This is a genomic window from Psychrobacter sp. VH5, from assembly GCF_050572635.1.
GTDB lineage: Bacteria > Pseudomonadota > Gammaproteobacteria > Pseudomonadales > Moraxellaceae > Psychrobacter > Psychrobacter celer.
In genome coordinates, this window is sequence record NZ_CP192145.1 from 2,579,301 (window position 1) to 2,599,274 (window position 19,974).

Genomic DNA, 19,974 nt, shown 5'->3' on the forward strand with positions numbered 1-19,974 from the left:
GGCTATTTATTAGACAAACGCTCACCTCAAAGTGTAACCAAATAAGCGGGGGGGGGCCTCACGCTTCTAGACAGATGTATATGAGCCGTTAGCCAAGCGTGGTAAACGACTGCCAGACGCCTTGTTGGTCAGGTGTCAATACAGGAACGTCACCCAAGCGCCGCCACGGCATATTGCTACCATGAAAGTCACTACCAACCGAAGCCACCAAATTGTTGGCAGCGATACTACGGTCGACCATGCGGCGGGTGCTGATAGGCTCACTGGTGGCAGGCAGCTCACAACCATCACCGCCTAGCCCAGCAAACTCTTCGACCAGCTTACGCACCCGCGTGGCTGAGAGATGATAACGCGTCGGATGCGCCAATACAGCCTTGCCGCCACACGCGTGTATCAGCTCGATACCCTCAGCCATGCTCAGCGCATCGATCGCCACATAGGCAGGTTTATTATCCGCCAGATATTTGTCAAAGGCCTTTTGCACCGTTTTGACGTCGCCGCGCTCAAACAGCACCTGACCGATATGAGCGCGTCCGACCCCTTGCGGGTTGCCACCGGCTTTATCCAGTACAGCCTGCCACAGCTCCTCATAATCGAGACTTAATAACTCACTAAGCTTCTCAGTGATTTTCTGACCGCGACTGGCGCGGCTGTCTTGTAATTGCTGCAAAGTTGCGTGCATTTTATCTCGGTCAATAAAATCCAGCCCCAGTACATGGATGATTTTTTTGGTTGATTTGTTTTTGCCATAACCGCCGCTGAGCGTATGCTCACAGCTAATCTCAACCCCATTAATCAGCTGCATACCGCAGGCCGTCGCCGCTGCCCGCGCCTCATCAATCCCTGCCAGCGTATCATGATCGGTCAGTGCCAATACATTGACGCCAGCTGCATGGGCACGTTGCACCACTTCGGTCGGTGCATAAGTACCATCAGAGCAGGTACTGTGACAATGTAAATCAAATTTCATAAAATAAGCCTTAGCTTTAATAGTATATAAAAGTAAGTTCGAAATAAAATCGACGCGCTCATATGAACGGGCAACTGGTATAAATTTTCCTTGCTTGCTGTGTCTATGCTGACAGATGCTGCGCAAAATTTTCCAGCTGCACTGTATCGGTTTTAAAGTGAGTTAACGATATAAAAAGTCAATAATAACTCGGCGCGCCCGCGCATCAGCAACAACCCTTTCGATATAGCAGTAGCACGACTAATAAGCCGCATTGACTATTGGCGCGCAGGCTTGTGATATCGTATGATTATCGCGTTGTTTGCTTTTTTTTGCCGCAGTAGACGTGTAAACTACCCCATACGTTTTTGTTGGACATCCCACTTGCTATGAAAGCCTTATTAGACTTTATTCCTTTAATTGCCTTTTTTATCGCTGCTCGTTACAGTGGTATCTTGGCCGCGGCGGGTGCACTACTGATCGCCACCATCTTCGTTTATGCCATTCACTTCATTCGGCAAAAAGGCAAATTTGATAAACAGCAATGGGTCGTTTTGTTATTGACCATTTTGTTCTGTGGTGGCACGTTATTGCTGCGTGATGATGTCTATCTACGCTGGAAGTCGCCAATCATCAACGGCATCTTTGCCTTAACGCTGATTGTCAGTGCCGCGATCAATAAACCCTTGATGCAGCTGGCCATGAAAGATGTCTTTTCACTGACGATGAGCGGCTGGAAAAAACTGACTGTCGCGTGGGGGTTGTTTTTTGCCTTTATGGGCATCTTGCATTATATCACAGCGTTTATGATGTCAGATGAAGCTTGGATCAACTTTAAAACTTATGGCTGGATTCCAATTATGTTGGTGTTTGTCGTCGCTCAGTTTGCAGTCTTAAAAAAGCATCTCAATCCAGCATTGACGGATAAGTCGGCAAAATAGCAAAGTCGCGCGCATTATGATTTCTATGATTTTATAATAATTTGCAGCGCCAGCTAAATGCCAATCGCGACCATCATGATGCCATCGTGGCACGTTTGTATCGATACTCGCGATTTTTTATCAGCTTATATGGTTAGGGCTTGTTGAACATTCATCCCTTTTATTTACTGTTTATTTTATGAGGAAGTCTCATGTCCTTATTTGCCATCATCGGTCATAACGTAGCCGATAGCCACGCGCAGCGTCAACTTACCCGCGCTGAGCACGTCGCCCGTCTGCAGGCACTCGACCAAGAAAACCGCCTAATTATCGCAGGCCCTACCCCTATCGAACACGGTTTGGAGGCAATGTCAGGTAGCTTAATCATCGCTGACTTTGAGTCTATCGAGGCGGCGCAGGTGTGGGCAAACGACGAGCCCTACCTACGTGATGGCGTCTATAGCCATGTCGATATCAGACCCTTTATTCATACGTTGCCGAAATCTGGCAACGACGCTGCACAAGTGACCAAACCGTGAGCCGATACCCCTCTGTACTAAATACGCTTGGCTCTACGTCTGCGCTTGCTGGAGTGTTGTTGGTCATGGCGCTGGCCGCGCAGTCTGCTTATGCAGCGCCGAGCGTCACCGATACGGCTGCCAGCACTGCCGCCCCTTTGGTAGAGCAAGCCGCACCGCCTGCAGCGGGTGCCAATACCAGCCTTGATATTAATAACACCTTGGCCGCGCAGTTGCAGCCGTCCAGTCAAGCGCTCTCCGATGCCAATCAGCAGCTCCTTAGCCGCAATGCCCAATTGCAGCGGCAAGTGAATGACTTACAAACCCAAGTCAATGTCTTGATATATGAGAGTAAGGGCCAGTTGTTTTTATATGGCGCTTTTACGGTTTTGATCAGCTTGCTTGTGGGTATTTTTATCTCGTGGCTTGTGTTTGTCCGCCGTGAGCGCTGGTAGTTTTATTTATCGTCTTTTTGCTTTGTCTGATGTGACCATTTATGTCTAACGCCGCCCCAAAAAACAGCAGTACATCTGCCTCCTTGCCAAATAGACAGCCAGATAGCCAGCCAGATACTCAGTCGCCAAACAGTCATTCACCACAGCCTTCTGCCATCCATCCTGCTAAGATTGACTGGCAAATGGATGACACGGGCAATCAGGTACCGGTATCTGGTGAGTTTGGTGATGTGTATTTTTCCCATGCCGATGGTCTCGCAGAGTCGCGCTACGTGTTTTTGGCACACAACCAACTCGCCGAGCGCTTGGCAAACCTTGCGCCAATGCAATGCTTTAGCATCGCGGAGTTGGGGCTTGGCACAGGGCTAAATTTATTGGCAACGTGGCAGCTCTGGCGTGCGCTGCGTGACATGCATCCGCACTTAGCCACAGCGAAGTTGCATTTTATTACCACAGAAAAATTCCCGATACCGCTCACGGATCTTACTCAAATTTTAGCCTTATGGGCACAGCGTGCGCCTGAGCTGGCCGAGCTGATTGAGCAGTTTTTGGCCGCTTATCCGCCGCTCATCGCAGGCTGTCATCGCTTGCGTTTTTTCGATGACAACTTAACGGTCGATATATGGTTGGGCGATGCCGCGGATAGCTTGGCAAAATTGGCACCAGGGACGTACCTAACGCCAGCGCCTGCTGTCGATGCTTGGTATCTGGACGGATTTGCGCCGTCGTGCAACAGCACCTTATGGGCTCAAAATATCTTTGCACAAATTCAGCGTCTCTCCCGCTCTGGCACAACCGCGGCCACTTATAGCTGCGCCGGCATCGTCAAACGGGCGCTACAGAGCTGCGGCTTTGAGATCCAAAAAGTCAAAGGCTTTGGCCGCAAGCGTGAGATGCTCACTGCCATCATGCCAGCGCCAGTAAGCGATGAGACATCTGGCCACACTGATAATCGAGCGGCTGACCACCAAGCTATAGATAATAGCCATAGTATCGTCATTGGTGCTGGTATCTCAGGGCTGATGATGGCGTGGACGCTGGCCAATCGCGGTGTCCAGGTGACCTTGCTGGATAAAATGGCACCGTTGGCAGGGGCGTCAGGCAATCCGCGCGCCCTACTCGCGCCCAAAATGACGCCCATCCATCATGTCGACGAGCATCTGCATACTATCGGCTATCTCTATAGTAGCAGACTATATCGAACGCTCAATGGCAAGGCTACGCAGCAGCAGCTAGCGCCAGTGCTTGAGCCGACAGGCGCGCTCGATTTGCTGATAAAAGCCAATATCGGCACCGAGCAGATTGCAGATTATCCAGATGAGATGGCGACCACTTTATCTCATGAACAAGCCCAAAGTATTAGCGGGCTAAAAGCGCAAGACTTAACAGAAAACTTATATTTACCACAGTCTGGCTTGGTCAATCCGCACGCCTTAAAAGACGTCGTTCTGACGCATCCGCTCATCCGCTTTCAGCAAATAGACGTTTACGATATTAGCGAGACGGCGCAAACCGCTACGATTAAAGGTAATGATCAGGCAAACAACACCGTCTCTCTTGATGCTGATAACGTGGTGATTTGCGCCGCATTTGAGAGCCATAAGCTAGATCGGCGCATTTTTGATTGCCGTAAAATACGCGGTCAGCTCTCTTGGTTTACGCCGACCGCCGCTGAGCTTACAAACTTACCGAAAGTACCACTTAAATACAGCGGTTACTGTGCCCCCTTTACCGCGCACGCTGGCGATAACGAGTTAAACGATGTGGTAGAAGGTGCAACGCATTTATTGTTAGGAGCGAGTTTTGTGCGTAATGACACAGGCACCGATATCCGTGATGAAGAGCATCAGATTAGCCGCGACAAGCTCGTCACTGCCATTCCTGAGATGGCAGCCGTGATTCCAACAGATACCACTCTGTGGCGGGGACGTGCAGGCATTCGCACCCAAACGCCTGATTACCACCCCATGGTTGGGCTGTTGGTAGATAGTAAGCGGCTTTGGACAATGAGTGCAATGGGCGCAAAAGGCTATGCACTCGCCCCCATATGCGCTGAGGCCTTGGCAGATATGATGCTTGGCTCGTTTGCACCGCTATCAAAAGCGATGCAAGCACGCCTATCGCCCAATCGTACCCGTTTGCAAACACCGCTCACTTAATATCATTTAGGATGATATTTATGTACATCAAAACAACGCTTTCGACGATTCATATTATCTTGTGATATCTTTATTTAATATTCATTCCGACAATGAGATAAGCATCATGAGCTATCATCAAACCACCCTTAAGCTACCTGCCTACGCGCGTGGCATCCATGTCATCACGCCTATCATCGAGGAAGCCATCGCTCAGCTCATACCGTCCAGCGCCAAAGCGGGGCTGGTTCATTTGTTTTTGCAACACACCTCAGCCAGTCTCGCCATTAATGAAAATGCTGACCCAGATGTAAGATTGGACACAGAGGATTGGCTCAATAAAATCGCCCCAGCCGATCAGCCAGAGTACCGTCATACCTTGGAGGGCTCCGATGATCTACCAGCGCATCTCAAAAGCATAATGATAGGTGTCAGTTTAACCATTCCTCTGATAGATGGTGTCTTGGGTTTGGGGATGTGGCAAGGGGTTTACTTATGTGAGCACAGAGACATGAAGGGTTATGGCGGACAGCGTAAGCTGGTCATTACAGTCAATACGTAATACTATATAGTGATGAGATGGCAGGTTGACCCTTGCAAATTGCCACATTGATATAGCGCGCTATTAACGGATAAACCTGACTATGAGAACCTCTTTACCAAAACGGCTCAGCTTTTTGAACGCTAACACTTACTGCCTCAGTGCACCTGCTATTTTTTTGAGTGTGTTTTTGCTGACTGCCTGTCAAGAAACGCCAGAACCCGAAGAATCTGCCGAAACACCATCTGCAACGTCAACACAGACAACGCCAGTAACGACAAATATCAATGTCAATGAATCGGCGGATGACAGTATAGAGGAGGTACCGAACTCAGCGCAGACTACTACTGATTCAGAGCGCGATGTGAGCTTGACTGAACTGGAGCAAGACCTTGAAGAGACTAAAACGGTATCAAATAACGCTGTAACCCCTAGTCCAGAGCAGGCCATCAAAGGCGCACAAATCACCGATGTCCGTTATAAGAGTGCTGCAGGTGATACCTTATCGGTGGTTTTTGAAACATCAGCTTCTGGGCTACTCAATGCCATCGTCACTCGCCCCAATCAGCCAAAGTTGACACTCAGCGCACCAGAAGGCCAAGGTAACAACCCCACATATCGCTCAGCCGATGGTAGCATCCAATTGGTGAGTCATGTAGGTGGCGGTACCATTGATCTTATCCAAAACAATAAAGTCACTAGCTTTGATGCAGTCAGTGCTGAAGCAGAAGTCGTCACTGAATAAAACCTAAACATGTACTTTATCTAAATCGGTATTTAAAACTAAAAAAAAGCGGCAAACGCTATTATCGTTGCCGCTTTTTTTATCTCTATTTACTGGTCTCTACTCACTCGGATTTACTTAACTTTCTGGTAGATGATTTTATTTAACCAAACCCAGTCGATTGACCAAAAAGTCCGACCAACCAACTTATCGCCGTCCATATCCCCCAGCCAACAAATAAAATCACGATGAGTCCCAATATGTCAGGGATATGCAAGTACAGCCACGCTACTATAGAATTACGCCAAAAGCGACTTTGCTGCTGCTTGTCTTCTAACGATTGATGCAAAAACGGCCGATCCATATGCATGGTTTCGGTGATGCCATATTCATCGTGTAGATGCTCATGTACGATACCCAAGGTCTTACGGCTAGGACGTATAAAGATATCCAGCAATGTGCCGATACCAGGGACGATACCGACCACCATATCAATCAGCGCCAGTCTGACCGCAGGTGTCATTTTATGTGCCGGTACCCCTAGCTGACGACCTAATATAAAGGCATAGCTGGTCAACGCCAGCCCCGCCAAATCCCCTGCCAGCGGAATGGTTGACAGCGCAGCATCAGCGCCCATGCCTTGCTTGGTAAATGGCACCCGCACCAATGAGTCCATGGTGTTGGCAAATTTGGCCAGTTTACGCTCAGTGGCGATGACCTGCGCGCGCGTCAGTCCATGTTCAGCAAGATTAATCTCATAAGCTGTTTGTACTTCATTAACTACAGGCTTCTTAGTCGAGCGTCGCTTTAATGACTCAGAGAATTTATCCATTAAAAGTCGTCCATAAACACGCAATTGCGATAAGTGCAAAGACATAGCGTCCGACCCAGATATTGGCCAAAAACGCCTGAAAGCAAGACATCGAATGACGCGTGGCACAAGCGCTGTTTTGCTTAGCGAACATCATTGCTACTAAGGCTAAGCCAAAGATAGGAATGATATTTAAGCTCGTTGGGGCAAAATAATGCCACATCACCACACCCATAATGAGCAAAAATAGCATCTGTAGCAGCGAGATGATAACGACATCATAGCGGCCAAAGAGTATCGCTGTGGATTTAACCCCAATCTTTAAATCGTCCTCACGATCCGCCATGGCATACTGGGTATCGTATGCTACCGTCCAGCACATATAAGCGATAAACAACAGCCAACACCAGATGTCAGGCGCACCTTGTATCGCGACATACGCCATCGGTATCGCCCAGCCAAACGCTGCAGCCAAAAACACTTGCGGCAAATGGGTATAGCGCTTCATAAAGGGGTAAATAAAGGCCAATATGACCGCCCCTAACGACCAATAGAACACTTGTATCGGTAAAAAAAACAATAAACTGGCACTGAGTAAGACAAGTATCACAAAAGCTGCGATGGCTTCTTTGGCAGACAAGCGGCCATCTGCTAATGGTCGGCCTTTGGTACGAGACACATGACCGTCGACCTTACGATCGGCAAAGTCATTAATCGCACAGCCTGCCGCCCGCATCAAAATTGCCCCAAGCGCAAAGATAATAAATACTTTTAGGCTGGGCAAGCCTGCTACCGCCCCTTGCTGCTGCGCCTCACCCATCGCCGCCAGCATCACACCCCAAAGCGTCGGCCACAAAAGTAGCTCAATACCGACTGGCTTATCAAAGCGCGTCAACTGCATATAGGCATGCAGCTTGTCTTTTAGGCTTAACTCTAAGGGCGTACTACTCATAACTTTGATGCTCTTTATAGGTTCTCATACAGACTATTGGCTTCGATTAACGACAACTCAGGATACTGCTTACGTAATGCCTTGATTGCTGTAACTTTATTGTCTTGGACGTTTTGCTGACGTAGATAGGTCATATATTCTTGCGGACTGCGTAGCTTTTTAAGCTCGCCTTCTAAACGCAAAATACGGGTGCGCAAAAATATATTTATTAATAATAATGCGGCTCCTACCGCCCAAACTATGATGGTTAAAATCGCTCTCTCCTAAGCTGACTGCTACTAAAAATCAATATAAACATAATGACTCATATTCCACTAAACGAAATAACCATCAAAGCGGACGGCTGCATTATGCCAGCTTTCACTAACCGGCTCATCGGCAAATAGTGGCGCAAATTGTGGGCGCTTGACGATCACGCGACCTTGGTCTTGCGCGCTTTGACGCACAACTGCCTTAGCGCTATTTAGTAGTTGTCGCTCTTCATCTTGTGTCGGTGGACGAGCCAATTGATGCAATGCCTGCATGTGCTTGCCTACTTTTGCGCCTTTGCCAGTCTTACTATCTTGATAGCTGTCTTCTGGAAACATCGGATCTAGATAGACCACATTGACGGCTTTAGTCGCACCTGTCATATCAGCTGGTAAAGTGGCAAAGTAGCTGAGCGCATCGGTGTTGATGATGTGCAGACGGCTCATCAGCTTTTGCCAATTGGGCTGTGCACTCATCCGCTGCTGCTCTACCAACAATAGCAATGCCATCAACGGCTGCTGCTCGAGCATGGTGACTTGTGCGCCGGTGCTGGCCAATATCAAACTGTCATGACCAAAGCCTGCGGTGGCATCAATCACACGGCTGTCCGCTGTGACCTTCGCTGCTTGCAGCAATAGCTCAGATTTTCGTCCTGCGCTTACCACGCGGCGCTGCAATTTATCCCATTCTGGCGCCACGCTTAGCCCATCGCTCAGCCACGATAACTTGTCTTTTTGATCCAATACTAAAATAGGTACGCTGGAGGTTTGGCTTAACTGCTGGCGACGTTTTTGAGTGACCTTATCGTGCAATCGCTCAGTATTTAAGACAATGGGCAGATGGTGCTGTACTATCAAAGCTTGCAAGCGCTCAATCTGTGCTTGCTGGCTATCGCTGATATAAAACAGCTGACAGTAACTTTGCACATTAGGAGGGTTAACTGCTGGTCGCGGCGCGCTCATGACTATTTCTCTCTATTTATTGCCTGTATAACCACAAATCATCGCGCCCATTTAGCCTGCCATTTGATAGCCAAATAGCCAAGACGCCAACAGTACGATGACTCCTGTGATAATCCGTAGCCATGCAAAAATCGTAAAATCACGGCGACTGACCCATGCTACCAGCCAGCGAATACAAAGCAGCGCGACGATAAATGACACCACTGTGCCTACGCCCAATACCAGCCAGTCTTCACTGCTATCCAGTACCTCATGATGCTTCGCTAAATCAAGCAAGCCTGCACCAACGATGACCGGAATCCCCAAAAAGAAAGAAAACTCTGCCGAAGCCTTGCGCGAGACGCCAAGCCAAAGCGCACCAATGATGGTCGCCCCTGAGCGAGAGGTCCCTGGAATGAGAGCCAGACATTGAAACAACCCTATCATCAGCGCTGTCTTTAGACTGACGTCTTCGGCCTCACACGCAGTGACGGTCTTAGGGCGTTTTTCGACATAAAAAATCAGCAGACCACCGATAATAAGCATGATGGCGACTGTGATCGGATTAAACAGATAAGTCTTAATCTCATCGGCAAAGGTAAAGCCCACCAGCATCACCGGAATGGTGGCGACAATCAGACTCAGCCCCAGCTGCCGTGGGTTGCTCATGCCAGCGGCCTTGCCAGTCAGCAGACCCATAAACGCTTGCCACAGCCTTCCCCAGTAGTCATAAATGACCGCCAAAATAGCACCAAGCTGCACCACCACCACAAACAAATCAACTTTGTCTTTGCTCCAAAACCCCATGACATCGGCTGACAAAATCATATAGCCGGTACTAGATATGGGCAAAAACTCAGTGATACCTTCAACGATACCCATGATGACAGCTTGAATTAGTAAAATGATATCCACGGTGGTATTCCTAAACCCAGATTGACAGGTGACTGAGTATAATGTTTGCGGTGTTGTTATCGTCTATACGGCTAGCCGCAGTTAGGCCTTGCCTTGCTCTTTGAGGGTTTTCCATGCTTGGTTGCGCAGATACTTTGGTAGTGCATGTGCCGCATCGGTACCGCCAGTACGCATAAATTGGGCGATACCAATCTGCCCTATCACCACGGCGTCCGGCCAGACATCATCATGACACACCTGCTCGTCTTGTGGTTTGAGTAATATCGAGCCGTTACCAGCGATAGGTAAATTCAGCGTCGTCTGACTGTCATAATCGAGCAGCTGCTCTGTGCTGTCGTCATCCGCCGTCGACACTGGCTGCATAATGGCGGCTGTCTCTTCGGTCTGCTCTATCTTATAGTGACCAAAATATACTTGCTGCATCCGCGCATCAAGGGCGCTATAAACCTCTGTCACGCCATACTGCTGATAAGCGCACTGAGCAATGGCTTGCAGGCTTGAGACGCCGACGCAAGGCAGATCATGCGCCACAGACAACGCTTGCACCACGGCGGTATTGATACGTATGCCGCTAAACGCGCCAGGGCCACGGTTAAATATTAATGCTTGTATATCCGCAAGCTTTAGATTGGCCTCCAACAAGGCCGCATCAATCATCGGCAAGATTTGCTGGGTTTGCTGACGTTTGCCGCTCTCTGTATGAGGGGACAATACCTGTCCACTGGCATCTAAAACGGCGATCGAACACTGATCGAACACGGTATCCATTGCTAAAAACATCACAACCTCGATTTTGTCGCTCGGCACAAAACTTATGCCCTAATAAATCAGCGCCTATCATAGCATTTAGGATAGGCAAGTTTTATGAATTTCTACGTTTTTCATACTTTCTTTATCAGTACCAACCCACGCTTGGCAAACAGAAAAGACCCCAAAGCCGTCACAGCTTTGAGGTCTCTTTGATGGTCGTTATACTTGCCGTATTTATAATACTGACGACAATACTGACGACCATGCCTGCCAATCAAGGCTTAAAAGCGCGTTTTGAACTTTTTGGGCGCTTGGTTTTGTAGCTCTTGCATCTGCTTTTGCATCTCTTCGGTGCTCGGCATGTTGTTTGGATCTAGCCCCATTTGCTTTGCCATCTGTGCAGGATTCACGTCTTTAGCGCCGCCTTGCTGACCACCGCCAAACAGTGGACCGCCGCCAGATCCGCCGCCACCCATCAAGCCTTGCATCGACTTCATCATTTTACTGATGCCTTCTGGCTTTGAGATCATTTTCATCATCTTTGCCATTTGCTTATGCTGCTTGAGCAAACGGTTGACGTCTTGAATCTCACGCCCAGAGCCTGCGGCAATACGGCGCTTGCGGCTTGGGTTGATCTTATCTGGGTTTTTACGCTCAAACGGCGTCATAGAGTTAATCAACGCCTCCATTTCACGTACTTTTTCTTCAGGTTTGGCATCCTCGACCGCTTTTTGCATATCAGAGCCGCCCATACCCGGCATCTTATCTAAAAAACCTGCCATGCCGCCCATACTCTTCATTTGCTGAAACTGTGTCAATAGATCCTCAAGGTCGAAGTCACCGCCCTTTTGCATCTTTTTCGCCATTTTTTCGGCTTTATCACGGTCGATTTTTTGTTCGACTTCTTCGACCAGACTCAGTACATCACCCATACCGAGGATACGCTGGGCGATACGCTCAGGATGAAAGAGCTCTAAGGCGTCCAGCTTTTCGCCGCGACCCAAAAACTTAATCGGCTTGCCTGTGATGGCACGTACAGACAACGCCGCACCGCCGCGCGCATCACCATCGGTCTTGGTGAGGATAACGCCTGTCAGCGGTAGCGCATCATTAAAGGCTTTGGCAGTATTGGCGGCATCTTGACCTGTCATCGCATCGACGACAAACAACGTCTCAGATGGATTGACCGCAGCCGTTAGCGCCTTGATCTCATCCATCATGGTGTCGTCAATGTGCAAACGACCCGCGGTATCGATGATCAAGATATCTTGGTATTGGATTTTGGCTTCTTCGATAGCGCGGCGGGCGATATCTATCGGGTTTTCATCGACACTTGAATTGACAAATTTAGCATTCACTTGACCAGCCACTTGCTCAAGCTGCTTAATCGCGGCTGGACGATAGACGTCGGCTGAGACCAGCATGACTTTTTTCTTTTGCCGCTCTTGTAAGTACTTGGCAAGCTTACCTGCCGTGGTGGTTTTACCCGCCCCTTGTAGGCCTGCTAATAGATAGACAACCGGCGGTTTACCAGTCATCTCAAGCGTTTGGTTGGCACTGCCCATCATCTCGGTCAGCTCGTCATGGACGATTTTGACAAAGGCTTGGCCCGGCGCCAGCTCTTTTAGCACCTCAGCACCCAGTGCCTGCTCTTTGACACGTTTGACAAAGTCACGGGTGACAGGTAGCGCCACATCAGCCTCTAGTAATGCCATACGCACTTCGCGCAGCGTGTCTTTGATATTGTCTTCAGTCAGTTGTCCAGATCCTACGATATTACGTAGGCTCGACGATAAGCGTTCTGTTAAGGTATCAAACATAAATAACTCTCAGTTAAAATAATACAGTTAAAATAGTTGTTCGTTAAATCAGCGCTTAGTAAACCAGTTAACCGATTTATCAATAATATCAGGGTGTCTGAACATATTAAGGGATGCTTTTGGCACAAACCCTTATGAGATGGCCACAAAAAACAGCAGATAATCCTTACTATACCATTAAGACGACACGGTACTTATGGTCGTTTTGCAGAGGTTTAAACCCTCTTGCTGCGGATAATGCGGCCACCAAGCATTTATCAAGAATAAGTAAGATGGTGCTCAATTGCCACCCATTTTATGATAAATTGGAGGATTATTCTAATCATTCCGATAATACCACTTTGGTGATACATTGAGCGGTCATGTTGCGCTCAGTATGAGATGAGGTTTTATATCTGTGCACTTTGCATTCTTACTTGCTAGCCTGACTTATATAGCGGTCAGCGTTTACATCGGTTGGGCGCTGATTGCTGATAAACCTATCTACAAAGGCCGCAGTCTAGGCTTATTGCTGATCGGGATGGCCGCGCATGCCGCGCTACTTTATCCATCTGTGGTGACGTTGTATGGCCTAAATTTTAATTTGTTTAACGTCATCAGCCTGATCAGCTTATTTTTCTTGTGTTTTTATGTGCTGTTTAGCCTGTATCGTCCGATTGTCAGCCTCGGTATCTTGGCGGCGCCGACCGCGCTGGCAGGCATGACCATCGGCTATGTCGGCCGTGCCCCCTATCAGCCCATTACCGATATCAGCCTCGGGCTTGAGACCCATATTTTACTGTCGCTGGCGGCCTATTGTGTGCTCTTGATGGCTGCGGTGCAGGCGCTGTTTTTACGGCTACAAATCCGTGAGCTTAAGCACAAAACCATCCACCGATTTTGGGTCAATAAGCTGCCATCTCTACAAAGTATGGAGAGCTTATTGTTTGATATGCTCTTAGTTGGCTTTGTCTTGCTGAGTATCGCGCTGGGGATTGGCTTTATTTACGTACAGGACTTGATGGCGCAGCATATCGTCCACAAGACCGTGTTTAGCCTGCTGTCTTGGTTGTTATTTGGTGGCTTATTATTCGGTCATTGGCGCGCAGGCTGGCGCGGCAAACGTGCGGCCAACATCACCATTTATGCTTTTATCCTGCTGGCTATTGGCTTTGTTGGTAGCAAGTTTGTATTAGAGATGCTGCTATAGTTGGTATTTTCAAGCAGCAAACATAAAAAGGCCGCCAGTCATGATAGAAGATGACTGGCGGCCTTTTTACTGACTTACAGTGATTTCAGCACTATTTAATTAAATACCTTAATTAAACACCACGGTTTTATTACCCGCTACAATCACGCGGTTTTGTACATGCCAATTGACTGCACGTGCCAAGACATTGCGCTCGATATCACGGCCAATAGCGCGCAGCTCCGCCACGCCCTGACGATGGGTGACGCGGTGTACGTCTTGCTCGATGATAGGCCCTTGATCGAGCTCGGCGGTGACATAGTGCGCTGTTGCGCCGATAAGTTTGACACCTTTGTCATAAGCCTGACGATACGGGTCGGCACCGACAAACGCTGGCAAAAATGAGTGATGGATATTAATCACCTGCATCGGCCAGCGTTTGACAAAATCGGACGACAATATCTGCATATAACGCGCCAATACCAATAAGTCATTGCCTGCCATCAGCGTATGAATCTGCTCTTCGGCATCTGCTTTGTTGTCTTTAGTCACAGGTACATGATGAAAGGTAATACCAAAGTTTTCTACCGCTTGGCGCAGGTCTGGATGGTTGCTGACCACACACGTAATATCACAATCGAGCAAGCCACGCTGATGACGCCATAATAAGTCCAATAATGCATGATCGAACTTTGACACCAAGATACCGACCTTGGTCTTGATGGCATTGTTGTGTAGCCGCCAGTCCATATTGTGACGCTTAGCCACGGTATGTGCAAAGCTGGCTTCAAAGTTCTCAATGATATCGCTCAAGCCTGCCAAAGCAAACTCCAAACGCATGAAGTACTGCCCGCCCTCATGCGCGGTGGAGTACTGATCCAAGGTAATGATGTTCGCGCCATAGCGATGGATAAACTCAGATACAGCTTGGACGATGCCCGCTTGGTCACGGCACTTAATGAGTAGCGTCGCCGTATCGATAGCCGCTGTCGTTTGCGAAGATTTTGCTGATGTACTTGGCAATGACACAGCTGGCGAGGACACAGCTGCATTGTTGCTCGAGGTGGTGTTATTTGGTGTTGTTTTACTTAGCATAATGCGCCCAATTCAAAAAACAAAGCTATCAGCTTTACATGGTCATGCTGATAGCAAAAATCTAATAAAAGTATAGGAAACCGACTATTCTAATCGTTTTTGCAAAACTTTGCTGATTGAGTTGCTTGTATTTGGTTATTAAGATTATAAATGCAAAAACCCCCAACGCAGGGTTGGGGGTTTCGAAAATGCGGAGATAACTATAGTTACTATCTAATAGTATAAGTATAACTAGTTACATTACCACTTGGAGCAGTAGCAGTAATTTTAACCTCATCAGTTGCTTGACAATTCTTCAGCTTAAAAGTTGTAAAAGTTCCTAAGTTATCACCAGGCATACCAGTTGCCACGTTAGCAGGTACCTTAGTAACACCTGATAAGGTTGCTTCACAAGTATTATTTTTGCTTTCTACACTAATTTCGCCTTCAGGTGGATTTACAAACTTTGAAGAAACACCCTGACCCCTACTGTTTGTAGTTATCGTATACTCTATTTCTCCAACTTTTACGATTACACTTGATTTAGGGTTAGCGTCAGCTACCTCTATCACGTATCCGTTTTCTACTGCAACAATTTTGGCTGTTGGATCTGCAGAAGTTTGATCAATACCTGCACCACTGATCGTAGTACCAGAAGGCATAGGACTTAAGTCGTAAAAACCACCACTATTCACTCTAAATGATATTAAGGTATCACTACTAAAAATATCTTGAGAGGGTCGAACTGTAAAATTACCACCTTGATCTAAATTTCCTACGGTGAAACGCGCATCATTACCATTAGATAGCAAAGTAATACCTTGATAACGCACTACTGTATCTAAACCAGTATTACAAGTATTGGCCTTGTTTGGAGAAACAAACTCACTTATATAATTAGCTTCGTATTGACGCTTTTTCAGCTCAGACAATGATGGAAATTTTAGATTAATATATCTATCAAGGTTGTTTTTACACTGATTACTTGCCCCAGTTGTCATTGGATAAGTAAACTCACCAATTTCAAACTCACCGCTTTCATTATCATCACGAAATGTATCACCGATATTGTGAACTAATATATCAACACCTTCATCCCAAGCATTGTTTTCGTTCATATCAATATATTCTTTTTCACCTTCAGCAACCGCTAGAATGCTTACACGACCATCGCCCGGACGTGGATTTTGCGTTGTAAAAGTGACAGTACAGTTACCATCGACTGTGGCACAGCTAGAAGTAATCTTGCCACCTTCAGCAGTAAAGTTAATTACTGTGCCATCGGGCACTTTATTACCATTCCGGTCAACCATTCTTGCGTTTATTTGAGTGCTATCACCATCATAAGACCAATCTAAAACGTTCTTCTCCCATGATAAACTAAGGCCCGTCTGAGTGACTCGTGAGCTGGCTACTGTTATATTTTTTGACAAAGCGTTTATTAATGGATCGTCTACTAAAGAAACCTCAATCTCTACTGGGCCAGGCGTTGTACCAGGAAATATAGGCACAATAATCTGACCATTAGCATCAGTGGTTGCTACATAAGACTGCTGGTTTCTATTCGGCCCAAAAGTAAGCCCAAAAGGTGACTTCTCTAAAGAAACTCTAACTTGTTCATTTGCAAGGGTAGTAGATCCGGAATATACTGTAAACTCCGCTTGTCCTGTAGAAGATGAACCACTACCTCGAATACCTAGACTTAGGTCATCAGAGGTATAAATAATTGAAGTAGCTTCAGCAGAGGCTACAGTAATAGTCGTCGATTTAGTTTGATTACCTGTACGTGCAGATACCCTCACTAAACCACTACATAGCGTGGTATCTAAATTGATGGCTTTAAAAACTGCTTTAACCATCCCTTCGCTATCAGAAGTCACTTGCTCTGGTATTTGACCGCAGCCACTATTGAAGTTTACTAAAACGCCACTCAGTGCATCACCTGCTTCATTAGTAACCTTCAAACTGATGGGCGTTTGGCCTCCTGATGCCAAACTATTGGACCCGACCGTTATTTCTGATAAAGTCACATTTGTTGCCTGAACGGAGAAGGTCGTATCGGCTGTGGCCGTTTGCTGATTATAGGTTGCATTCGCTGATATAGTATATGCACCTGAAACCTCTGCGTTATCAGGCTTTAAAAATATTTGTGCTATGCCTTCCGCATCTGTCAAAACTGCACCTGATGTCGTTTGAGAAAGGCTTATCCCTTCTGCATCAATATCAAAAACAACTTTTGCATTTATAATAGGGTTTTTAGCGTTATCAACAACCTTTATTTGATAGTAAGCTCCCTCTAAGTTAACTGAATTTATAACGTTACCATCAGCATTATAGAGTGCACTTTCAACAATATTGATTTCTTCGACATTTTGCTCGCCACCGTCAGAACCTCCTCCATTGCCAGGCTGCTCAGGGCCCAAGTCAGGTGTTGGTGCTATTGTATCTGTACCATCACCGCCGCCACAGCCAGCCAATGTAAGTGCTAAAGTTAGCGCTGTCAGTTGAAACAACTTAGAAGAAAGTGGACGTGAACTATATGACATATTTGGAACTCCGCATCGGCAGTAATTTATTCGCGCAAATAAGCAAAATATCATTGTCTAGAATCATGACAGACTGATAATGATACATAGAATTACAGTAAGGTTGGTTGTATTAACAGATTGTATTAAATATATAACAGCAACTTTACTGACTTTTGTTATAACTTACAACTAAAAAATGAATCTTTACTATTAAATAATCAACAACATAGACGGCTCATTTCAAGGTATAATAGATACCCTTTAGACCGACGATAATCACAAAAATATTTGAGTATTCATCTGTTTTATGGTATAAATGTCGGCTTTAAAATTTTCTGAATTGGTGGGTCTGTTATTTGCCTTTAGTAACAGTCATATCAGCTCAACCTTCATATAGTTTTGTTTGGTGCAAAGCTGCCGCTTGCTGTGTCCATGCCGCAAAAACGCGCAACTTGCCCAGACTGGTATGAGAATCCCTCATGCCTCATAGATTAGGAGTTCGCCATGTCTCGAGTTTGCCAAGTGACTGGAAAGCGCCCTATGGTGGGTAATAATGTTTCGCACGCAAACAACAAAACCCGTCGTCGCTTTCTACCAAACCTTCACAACCATCGTTTTTGGGTAGAGTCAGAAAACCGTTTTGTACGTCTACGTGTGTCTACCAAAGGTATGCGCATCATCGACAAAGTTGGTATTGATAAAGTGTTAGCAGATTTGCGCGCACAAGGTCAAAAAGTTTAAGCCACGCGCTTATCACCACCATCTAAAGGAAAGCTATCATGAGAGATAAAATCAAATTAGTATCGACTGCTGGTACTGGCTATTATTACACCACGACCAAAAACAAGCGCACGATGCCTGGCAAAATGGAGATCAAAAAATATGATCCTAAAGTCCGCCAGCACGTGATCTTTAAAGAAGCAAAAATCAAATAATACGGCAATATAATACGGCAATGCTGATTATTTGAATACAAAAAAGGGCTTATCGATTGATAAGCCCTTTTTTTTGTCTGTTTTATCTGCTACTTTTTTCTACTGTCACTCGCATGGCGCTTTGGCCGTAGGTTTTCAGCTGACTATTTGTCTTCAGCTGACTATTTGTCTATAGTACATCGGCCAGCTTAGTGCAGTACACCAGTCAACTAGCTATAGTGCGCCGGCTCTTTGTCATAGACATGGGCGTGCCACTGGCTCATTTGTTTTTGCATGATCACCTGAATGGCAGCATGAATCATATGCTGACCTATCGCCTGCGTATCACTGCCGAGGATGTCTTTGAGTTTTTCAGAAAAATCAATGGTCATGAGCGGTGCTTCATTTTGCTCAGCATCACGTAGTAGCAGCCGCCCATCATCGGCCTCTACCAGCTCAAGCGTGGTTTCTCTTCCAAATCCTGCGAATTGATCGCTATTCTCGTTATCTACTTCTATCTCATTATCGATGTCGTATGGCATTCATGTATTCCTTATTGTCCCGTGATGAAGTACTGGCAAAATACGTCGCGTCTGGCCACGTGATTACGCTAAGTAATACGGGTAAAACTGTCTTATTCATACAATGGACGCTTTGGCCCTGAAATTCAAGGGCTGTCACGTAAGTCTTCTGTTCTAGAGTCCGCTTTTGTGTCAAGTATTTGCGCCAGCACATGCGTCGATCAGCGCCAATAGCGCAGTTTTGCTAAGGTAAATAAGAAAGCGACAAACATACCCAGATAATACATGAGCTTGAGCTCAAGCGATGGGTCACGGTATTTAAATGGCAAGGCAACAGTCGCTGTCGCCGTAGGAAATATCAGCAGCATCAGTAGCCAGTTTTCGATGACATTGAGCCAGCCTTGCAGGTCGGTGCCATGACGTAAGGATGACAGCCCAAGCAGCAGACAAGCCACTATCAGGATGATAAACAAACTGTTGGGTAAGTCTTTGGGAAAAATAAGATCGAAGATTTTATCAGAAGGTTTTGACATGCAAGCGTCCAGTCACGCCCAAACAGCGTGACATATTTATGAATGAAAAAAAAGTAAGCAGTCACAAAAGGGTGAATTGCGCTCATACACACGAACCTGTCCTCATAACAGGGTATTTGATATGTACGATACGCAAAACCCCTTAGTTTGTGCAGTATAGCGAGGCATATAACAACTTAACTATAAGTCCCCATCAGCCACAGCATGGCCACGCACGCGGTCAGCCAGCCAAGCGTTAAGGCATTACGAGTTTCGATATGCATGCCTTTGACTTTGTTGAGCAGGCGCGAACTCAGCCAAAAAAACAGCGGAATACCCAGCACAAAGGCTGGAACGATGACCGCTGCATGGCGCAGCACCGTCTCTACATCCTCACCGAGCATCAGCCGAAAGCCATAACCGGCTAAGCTGAGCACAAGCGCAAATACAGCAAGACCAATGGTAATACCTTTAGGCACCAAGCTGCGCTGTCGCGGCACGCGGCTATTTACAGAATCAGGCGGCACCAATACGTGTGGCAGTTTGTTTGTGTTCATATGTCACCTTTTTACTT

22 protein-coding genes are annotated in these 19,974 nt (G+C 46.7%); 9 read left to right on the top strand and 13 right to left on the bottom strand.

Annotation, left to right across the window (positions count from 1 at the left end):
* Positions 1–88: 88 nt before the first annotated feature.
* Positions 89–970, bottom strand: coding sequence for a PHP domain-containing protein (locus ACNFVB_RS10765; protein WP_198335392.1), 882 nt, complete (start codon positions 968–970; stop codon positions 89–91).
* Positions 971–1,338: 368 nt separating this feature from the next.
* Here ACNFVB_RS10765 and ACNFVB_RS10770 point away from each other — a divergent pair, with 368 nt between their 5' ends.
* From ACNFVB_RS10770 to ACNFVB_RS10795, 6 genes are all read left to right on the top strand, one after another.
* Positions 1,339–1,890, top strand: coding sequence for an inner membrane-spanning protein YciB (locus tag ACNFVB_RS10770; RefSeq protein WP_430737494.1), 552 nt, complete (start codon positions 1,339–1,341; stop codon positions 1,888–1,890).
* A 191-nt stretch (positions 1,891–2,081) separates the two neighbouring features.
* Positions 2,082–2,408, top strand: coding sequence for a YciI family protein (locus ACNFVB_RS10775; protein ID WP_430737495.1), 327 nt, complete (start codon positions 2,082–2,084; stop codon positions 2,406–2,408).
* Positions 2,405–2,842 (top strand): hypothetical protein, encoded by a 438-nt coding sequence (locus ACNFVB_RS10780; RefSeq protein WP_430737496.1) that lies wholly within the window; start codon positions 2,405–2,407, stop codon positions 2,840–2,842. Before ACNFVB_RS10775 ends, ACNFVB_RS10780 begins: the two co-directional genes overlap by 4 nt.
* A 182-nt stretch (positions 2,843–3,024) precedes the next feature.
* Entirely contained in the window at positions 3,025–5,001 is a 1,977-nt protein-coding gene (gene mnmC / locus ACNFVB_RS10785; RefSeq protein ID WP_430738526.1) for an FAD-dependent 5-carboxymethylaminomethyl-2-thiouridine(34) oxidoreductase MnmC, read from the top strand.
* Between the two features lie 106 nt (positions 5,002–5,107).
* The gene (locus tag ACNFVB_RS10790) at positions 5,108–5,542 is read left to right on the top strand and encodes a secondary thiamine-phosphate synthase enzyme YjbQ (protein ID WP_430737497.1); all 435 of its coding nucleotides are present in this window, start codon (positions 5,108–5,110) and stop codon (positions 5,540–5,542) included.
* A gap of 82 nt (positions 5,543–5,624) precedes the next feature.
* Positions 5,625–6,266, top strand: a complete 642-nt coding sequence (locus tag ACNFVB_RS10795) for a hypothetical protein (RefSeq protein ID WP_430737498.1) — start codon at positions 5,625–5,627, stop codon at positions 6,264–6,266.
* Between the two features lie 142 nt (positions 6,267–6,408).
* On the opposite strand, the gene ACNFVB_RS10800 is transcribed toward ACNFVB_RS10795, so the two are convergent.
* The 7 genes from ACNFVB_RS10800 to ffh form a co-directional block, all read right to left on the bottom strand.
* A complete protein-coding gene (locus ACNFVB_RS10800; protein ID WP_430737499.1) occupies positions 6,409–7,077 on the bottom strand; it encodes a DUF4112 domain-containing protein in 669 nt (222 codons plus the stop codon).
* Positions 7,070–8,008 (bottom strand): 4-hydroxybenzoate octaprenyltransferase, encoded by a 939-nt coding sequence (gene ubiA / locus ACNFVB_RS10805; RefSeq protein WP_430737500.1) that lies wholly within the window; start codon positions 8,006–8,008, stop codon positions 7,070–7,072. The genes ACNFVB_RS10800 and ubiA overlap by 8 nt, the downstream gene beginning before the upstream one ends.
* A 14-nt stretch (positions 8,009–8,022) precedes the next feature.
* Positions 8,023–8,205, bottom strand: a complete 183-nt coding sequence (locus tag ACNFVB_RS10810; protein ID WP_430737501.1) for a hypothetical protein — start codon at positions 8,203–8,205, stop codon at positions 8,023–8,025.
* Between the two features lie 117 nt (positions 8,206–8,322).
* Positions 8,323–9,219: a class I SAM-dependent methyltransferase gene (locus ACNFVB_RS10815; RefSeq protein WP_430737502.1), complete on the bottom strand. Its 897-nt coding sequence runs from the start codon at positions 9,217–9,219 to the stop codon at positions 8,323–8,325.
* A 51-nt stretch (positions 9,220–9,270) separates the two neighbouring features.
* The gene (locus ACNFVB_RS10820) at positions 9,271–10,113 is read right to left on the bottom strand and encodes an undecaprenyl-diphosphate phosphatase (protein WP_430737503.1); all 843 of its coding nucleotides are present in this window, start codon (positions 10,111–10,113) and stop codon (positions 9,271–9,273) included.
* 81 nt (positions 10,114–10,194) lie between these two features.
* Positions 10,195–10,893: a tRNA (adenosine(37)-N6)-threonylcarbamoyltransferase complex dimerization subunit type 1 TsaB gene (gene tsaB / locus ACNFVB_RS10825; RefSeq protein WP_430738527.1), complete on the bottom strand. Its 699-nt coding sequence runs from the start codon at positions 10,891–10,893 to the stop codon at positions 10,195–10,197.
* A 251-nt stretch (positions 10,894–11,144) separates the two neighbouring features.
* Complete coding sequence (gene ffh / locus ACNFVB_RS10830) at positions 11,145–12,683, bottom strand: signal recognition particle protein (RefSeq protein WP_430737504.1); 1,539 nt, start codon at positions 12,681–12,683, stop codon at positions 11,145–11,147.
* Positions 12,684–13,080: 397 nt separating this feature from the next.
* Here ffh and ACNFVB_RS10835 point away from each other — a divergent pair, with 397 nt between their 5' ends.
* Complete coding sequence (locus ACNFVB_RS10835; RefSeq protein WP_348549469.1) at positions 13,081–13,872, top strand: cytochrome C assembly family protein; 792 nt, start codon at positions 13,081–13,083, stop codon at positions 13,870–13,872.
* 108 nt (positions 13,873–13,980) lie between these two features.
* Here ACNFVB_RS10835 and purU read toward each other — a convergent pair whose 3' ends face one another.
* Positions 13,981–14,946: a formyltetrahydrofolate deformylase gene (gene purU / locus ACNFVB_RS10840; protein ID WP_430737505.1), complete on the bottom strand. Its 966-nt coding sequence runs from the start codon at positions 14,944–14,946 to the stop codon at positions 13,981–13,983.
* A 209-nt stretch (positions 14,947–15,155) separates the two neighbouring features.
* Positions 15,156–17,471, bottom strand: coding sequence for an Ig-like domain-containing protein (locus tag ACNFVB_RS10845; protein WP_430737506.1), 2,316 nt, complete (start codon positions 17,469–17,471; stop codon positions 15,156–15,158).
* A gap of 486 nt (positions 17,472–17,957) precedes the next feature.
* Between ACNFVB_RS10845 and rpmB the strand changes: the two genes are divergently transcribed.
* Positions 17,958–18,194, top strand: coding sequence for a 50S ribosomal protein L28 (rpmB, locus tag ACNFVB_RS10850; protein WP_075100488.1), 237 nt, complete (start codon positions 17,958–17,960; stop codon positions 18,192–18,194).
* Positions 18,195–18,232: 38 nt separating this feature from the next.
* On the top strand, positions 18,233–18,388 hold the full coding sequence (rpmG, locus tag ACNFVB_RS10855) for a 50S ribosomal protein L33 (protein WP_075100487.1): 156 nt from the start codon (positions 18,233–18,235) through the stop codon (positions 18,386–18,388).
* A 209-nt stretch (positions 18,389–18,597) separates the two neighbouring features.
* Here the strand turns inward: rpmG and ACNFVB_RS10860 are convergent, their stop codons facing one another.
* The 3 genes from ACNFVB_RS10860 to ACNFVB_RS10870 all read right to left on the bottom strand — a co-directional run bounded on the left by ACNFVB_RS10860 (position 18,598) and on the right by ACNFVB_RS10870 (position 19,957).
* Entirely contained in the window at positions 18,598–18,909 is a 312-nt protein-coding gene (locus ACNFVB_RS10860; RefSeq protein WP_192996055.1) for a hypothetical protein, read from the bottom strand.
* Between the two features lie 200 nt (positions 18,910–19,109).
* On the bottom strand, positions 19,110–19,421 hold the full coding sequence (locus ACNFVB_RS10865; protein ID WP_075100485.1) for a hypothetical protein: 312 nt from the start codon (positions 19,419–19,421) through the stop codon (positions 19,110–19,112).
* 176 nt (positions 19,422–19,597) lie between these two features.
* Positions 19,598–19,957, bottom strand: coding sequence for a hypothetical protein (locus ACNFVB_RS10870; protein WP_430737507.1), 360 nt, complete (start codon positions 19,955–19,957; stop codon positions 19,598–19,600).
* Positions 19,958–19,974: the final 17 nt, after the last annotated feature.

Coding starts and splice junctions, on each gene's coding strand:
- ACNFVB_RS10765 (WP_198335392.1), bottom strand. CDS start 970: ATGAAATTTGATTTACATTGTCACAGTACCTGCTCTGATGGTACTTAT.
- ACNFVB_RS10770 (WP_430737494.1), top strand. CDS start 1,339: ATGAAAGCCTTATTAGACTTTATTCCTTTAATTGCCTTTTTTATCGCT.
- ACNFVB_RS10775 (WP_430737495.1), top strand. CDS start 2,082: ATGTCCTTATTTGCCATCATCGGTCATAACGTAGCCGATAGCCACGCG.
- mnmC (WP_430738526.1), top strand. CDS start 3,025: ATGGATGACACGGGCAATCAGGTACCGGTATCTGGTGAGTTTGGTGAT.
- ACNFVB_RS10790 (WP_430737497.1), top strand. CDS start 5,108: ATGAGCTATCATCAAACCACCCTTAAGCTACCTGCCTACGCGCGTGGC.
- ACNFVB_RS10795 (WP_430737498.1), top strand. CDS start 5,625: ATGAGAACCTCTTTACCAAAACGGCTCAGCTTTTTGAACGCTAACACT.
- ACNFVB_RS10800 (WP_430737499.1), bottom strand. CDS start 7,077: ATGGATAAATTCTCTGAGTCATTAAAGCGACGCTCGACTAAGAAGCCT.
- ubiA (WP_430737500.1), bottom strand. CDS start 8,008: ATGAGTAGTACGCCCTTAGAGTTAAGCCTAAAAGACAAGCTGCATGCC.
- ACNFVB_RS10815 (WP_430737502.1), bottom strand. CDS start 9,219: ATGAGCGCGCCGCGACCAGCAGTTAACCCTCCTAATGTGCAAAGTTAC.
- tsaB (WP_430738527.1), bottom strand. CDS start 10,893: ATGTTTTTAGCAATGGATACCGTGTTCGATCAGTGTTCGATCGCCGTT.
- ffh (WP_430737504.1), bottom strand. CDS start 12,683: ATGTTTGATACCTTAACAGAACGCTTATCGTCGAGCCTACGTAATATC.
- purU (WP_430737505.1), bottom strand. CDS start 14,946: ATGCTAAGTAAAACAACACCAAATAACACCACCTCGAGCAACAATGCA.
- ACNFVB_RS10845 (WP_430737506.1), bottom strand. CDS start 17,471: ATGTCATATAGTTCACGTCCACTTTCTTCTAAGTTGTTTCAACTGACA.
- rpmB (WP_075100488.1), top strand. CDS start 17,958: ATGTCTCGAGTTTGCCAAGTGACTGGAAAGCGCCCTATGGTGGGTAAT.
- rpmG (WP_075100487.1), top strand. CDS start 18,233: ATGAGAGATAAAATCAAATTAGTATCGACTGCTGGTACTGGCTATTAT.
- ACNFVB_RS10860 (WP_192996055.1), bottom strand. CDS start 18,909: ATGCCATACGACATCGATAATGAGATAGAAGTAGATAACGAGAATAGC.
- ACNFVB_RS10865 (WP_075100485.1), bottom strand. CDS start 19,421: ATGTCAAAACCTTCTGATAAAATCTTCGATCTTATTTTTCCCAAAGAC.
- ACNFVB_RS10870 (WP_430737507.1), bottom strand. CDS start 19,957: ATGAACACAAACAAACTGCCACACGTATTGGTGCCGCCTGATTCTGTA.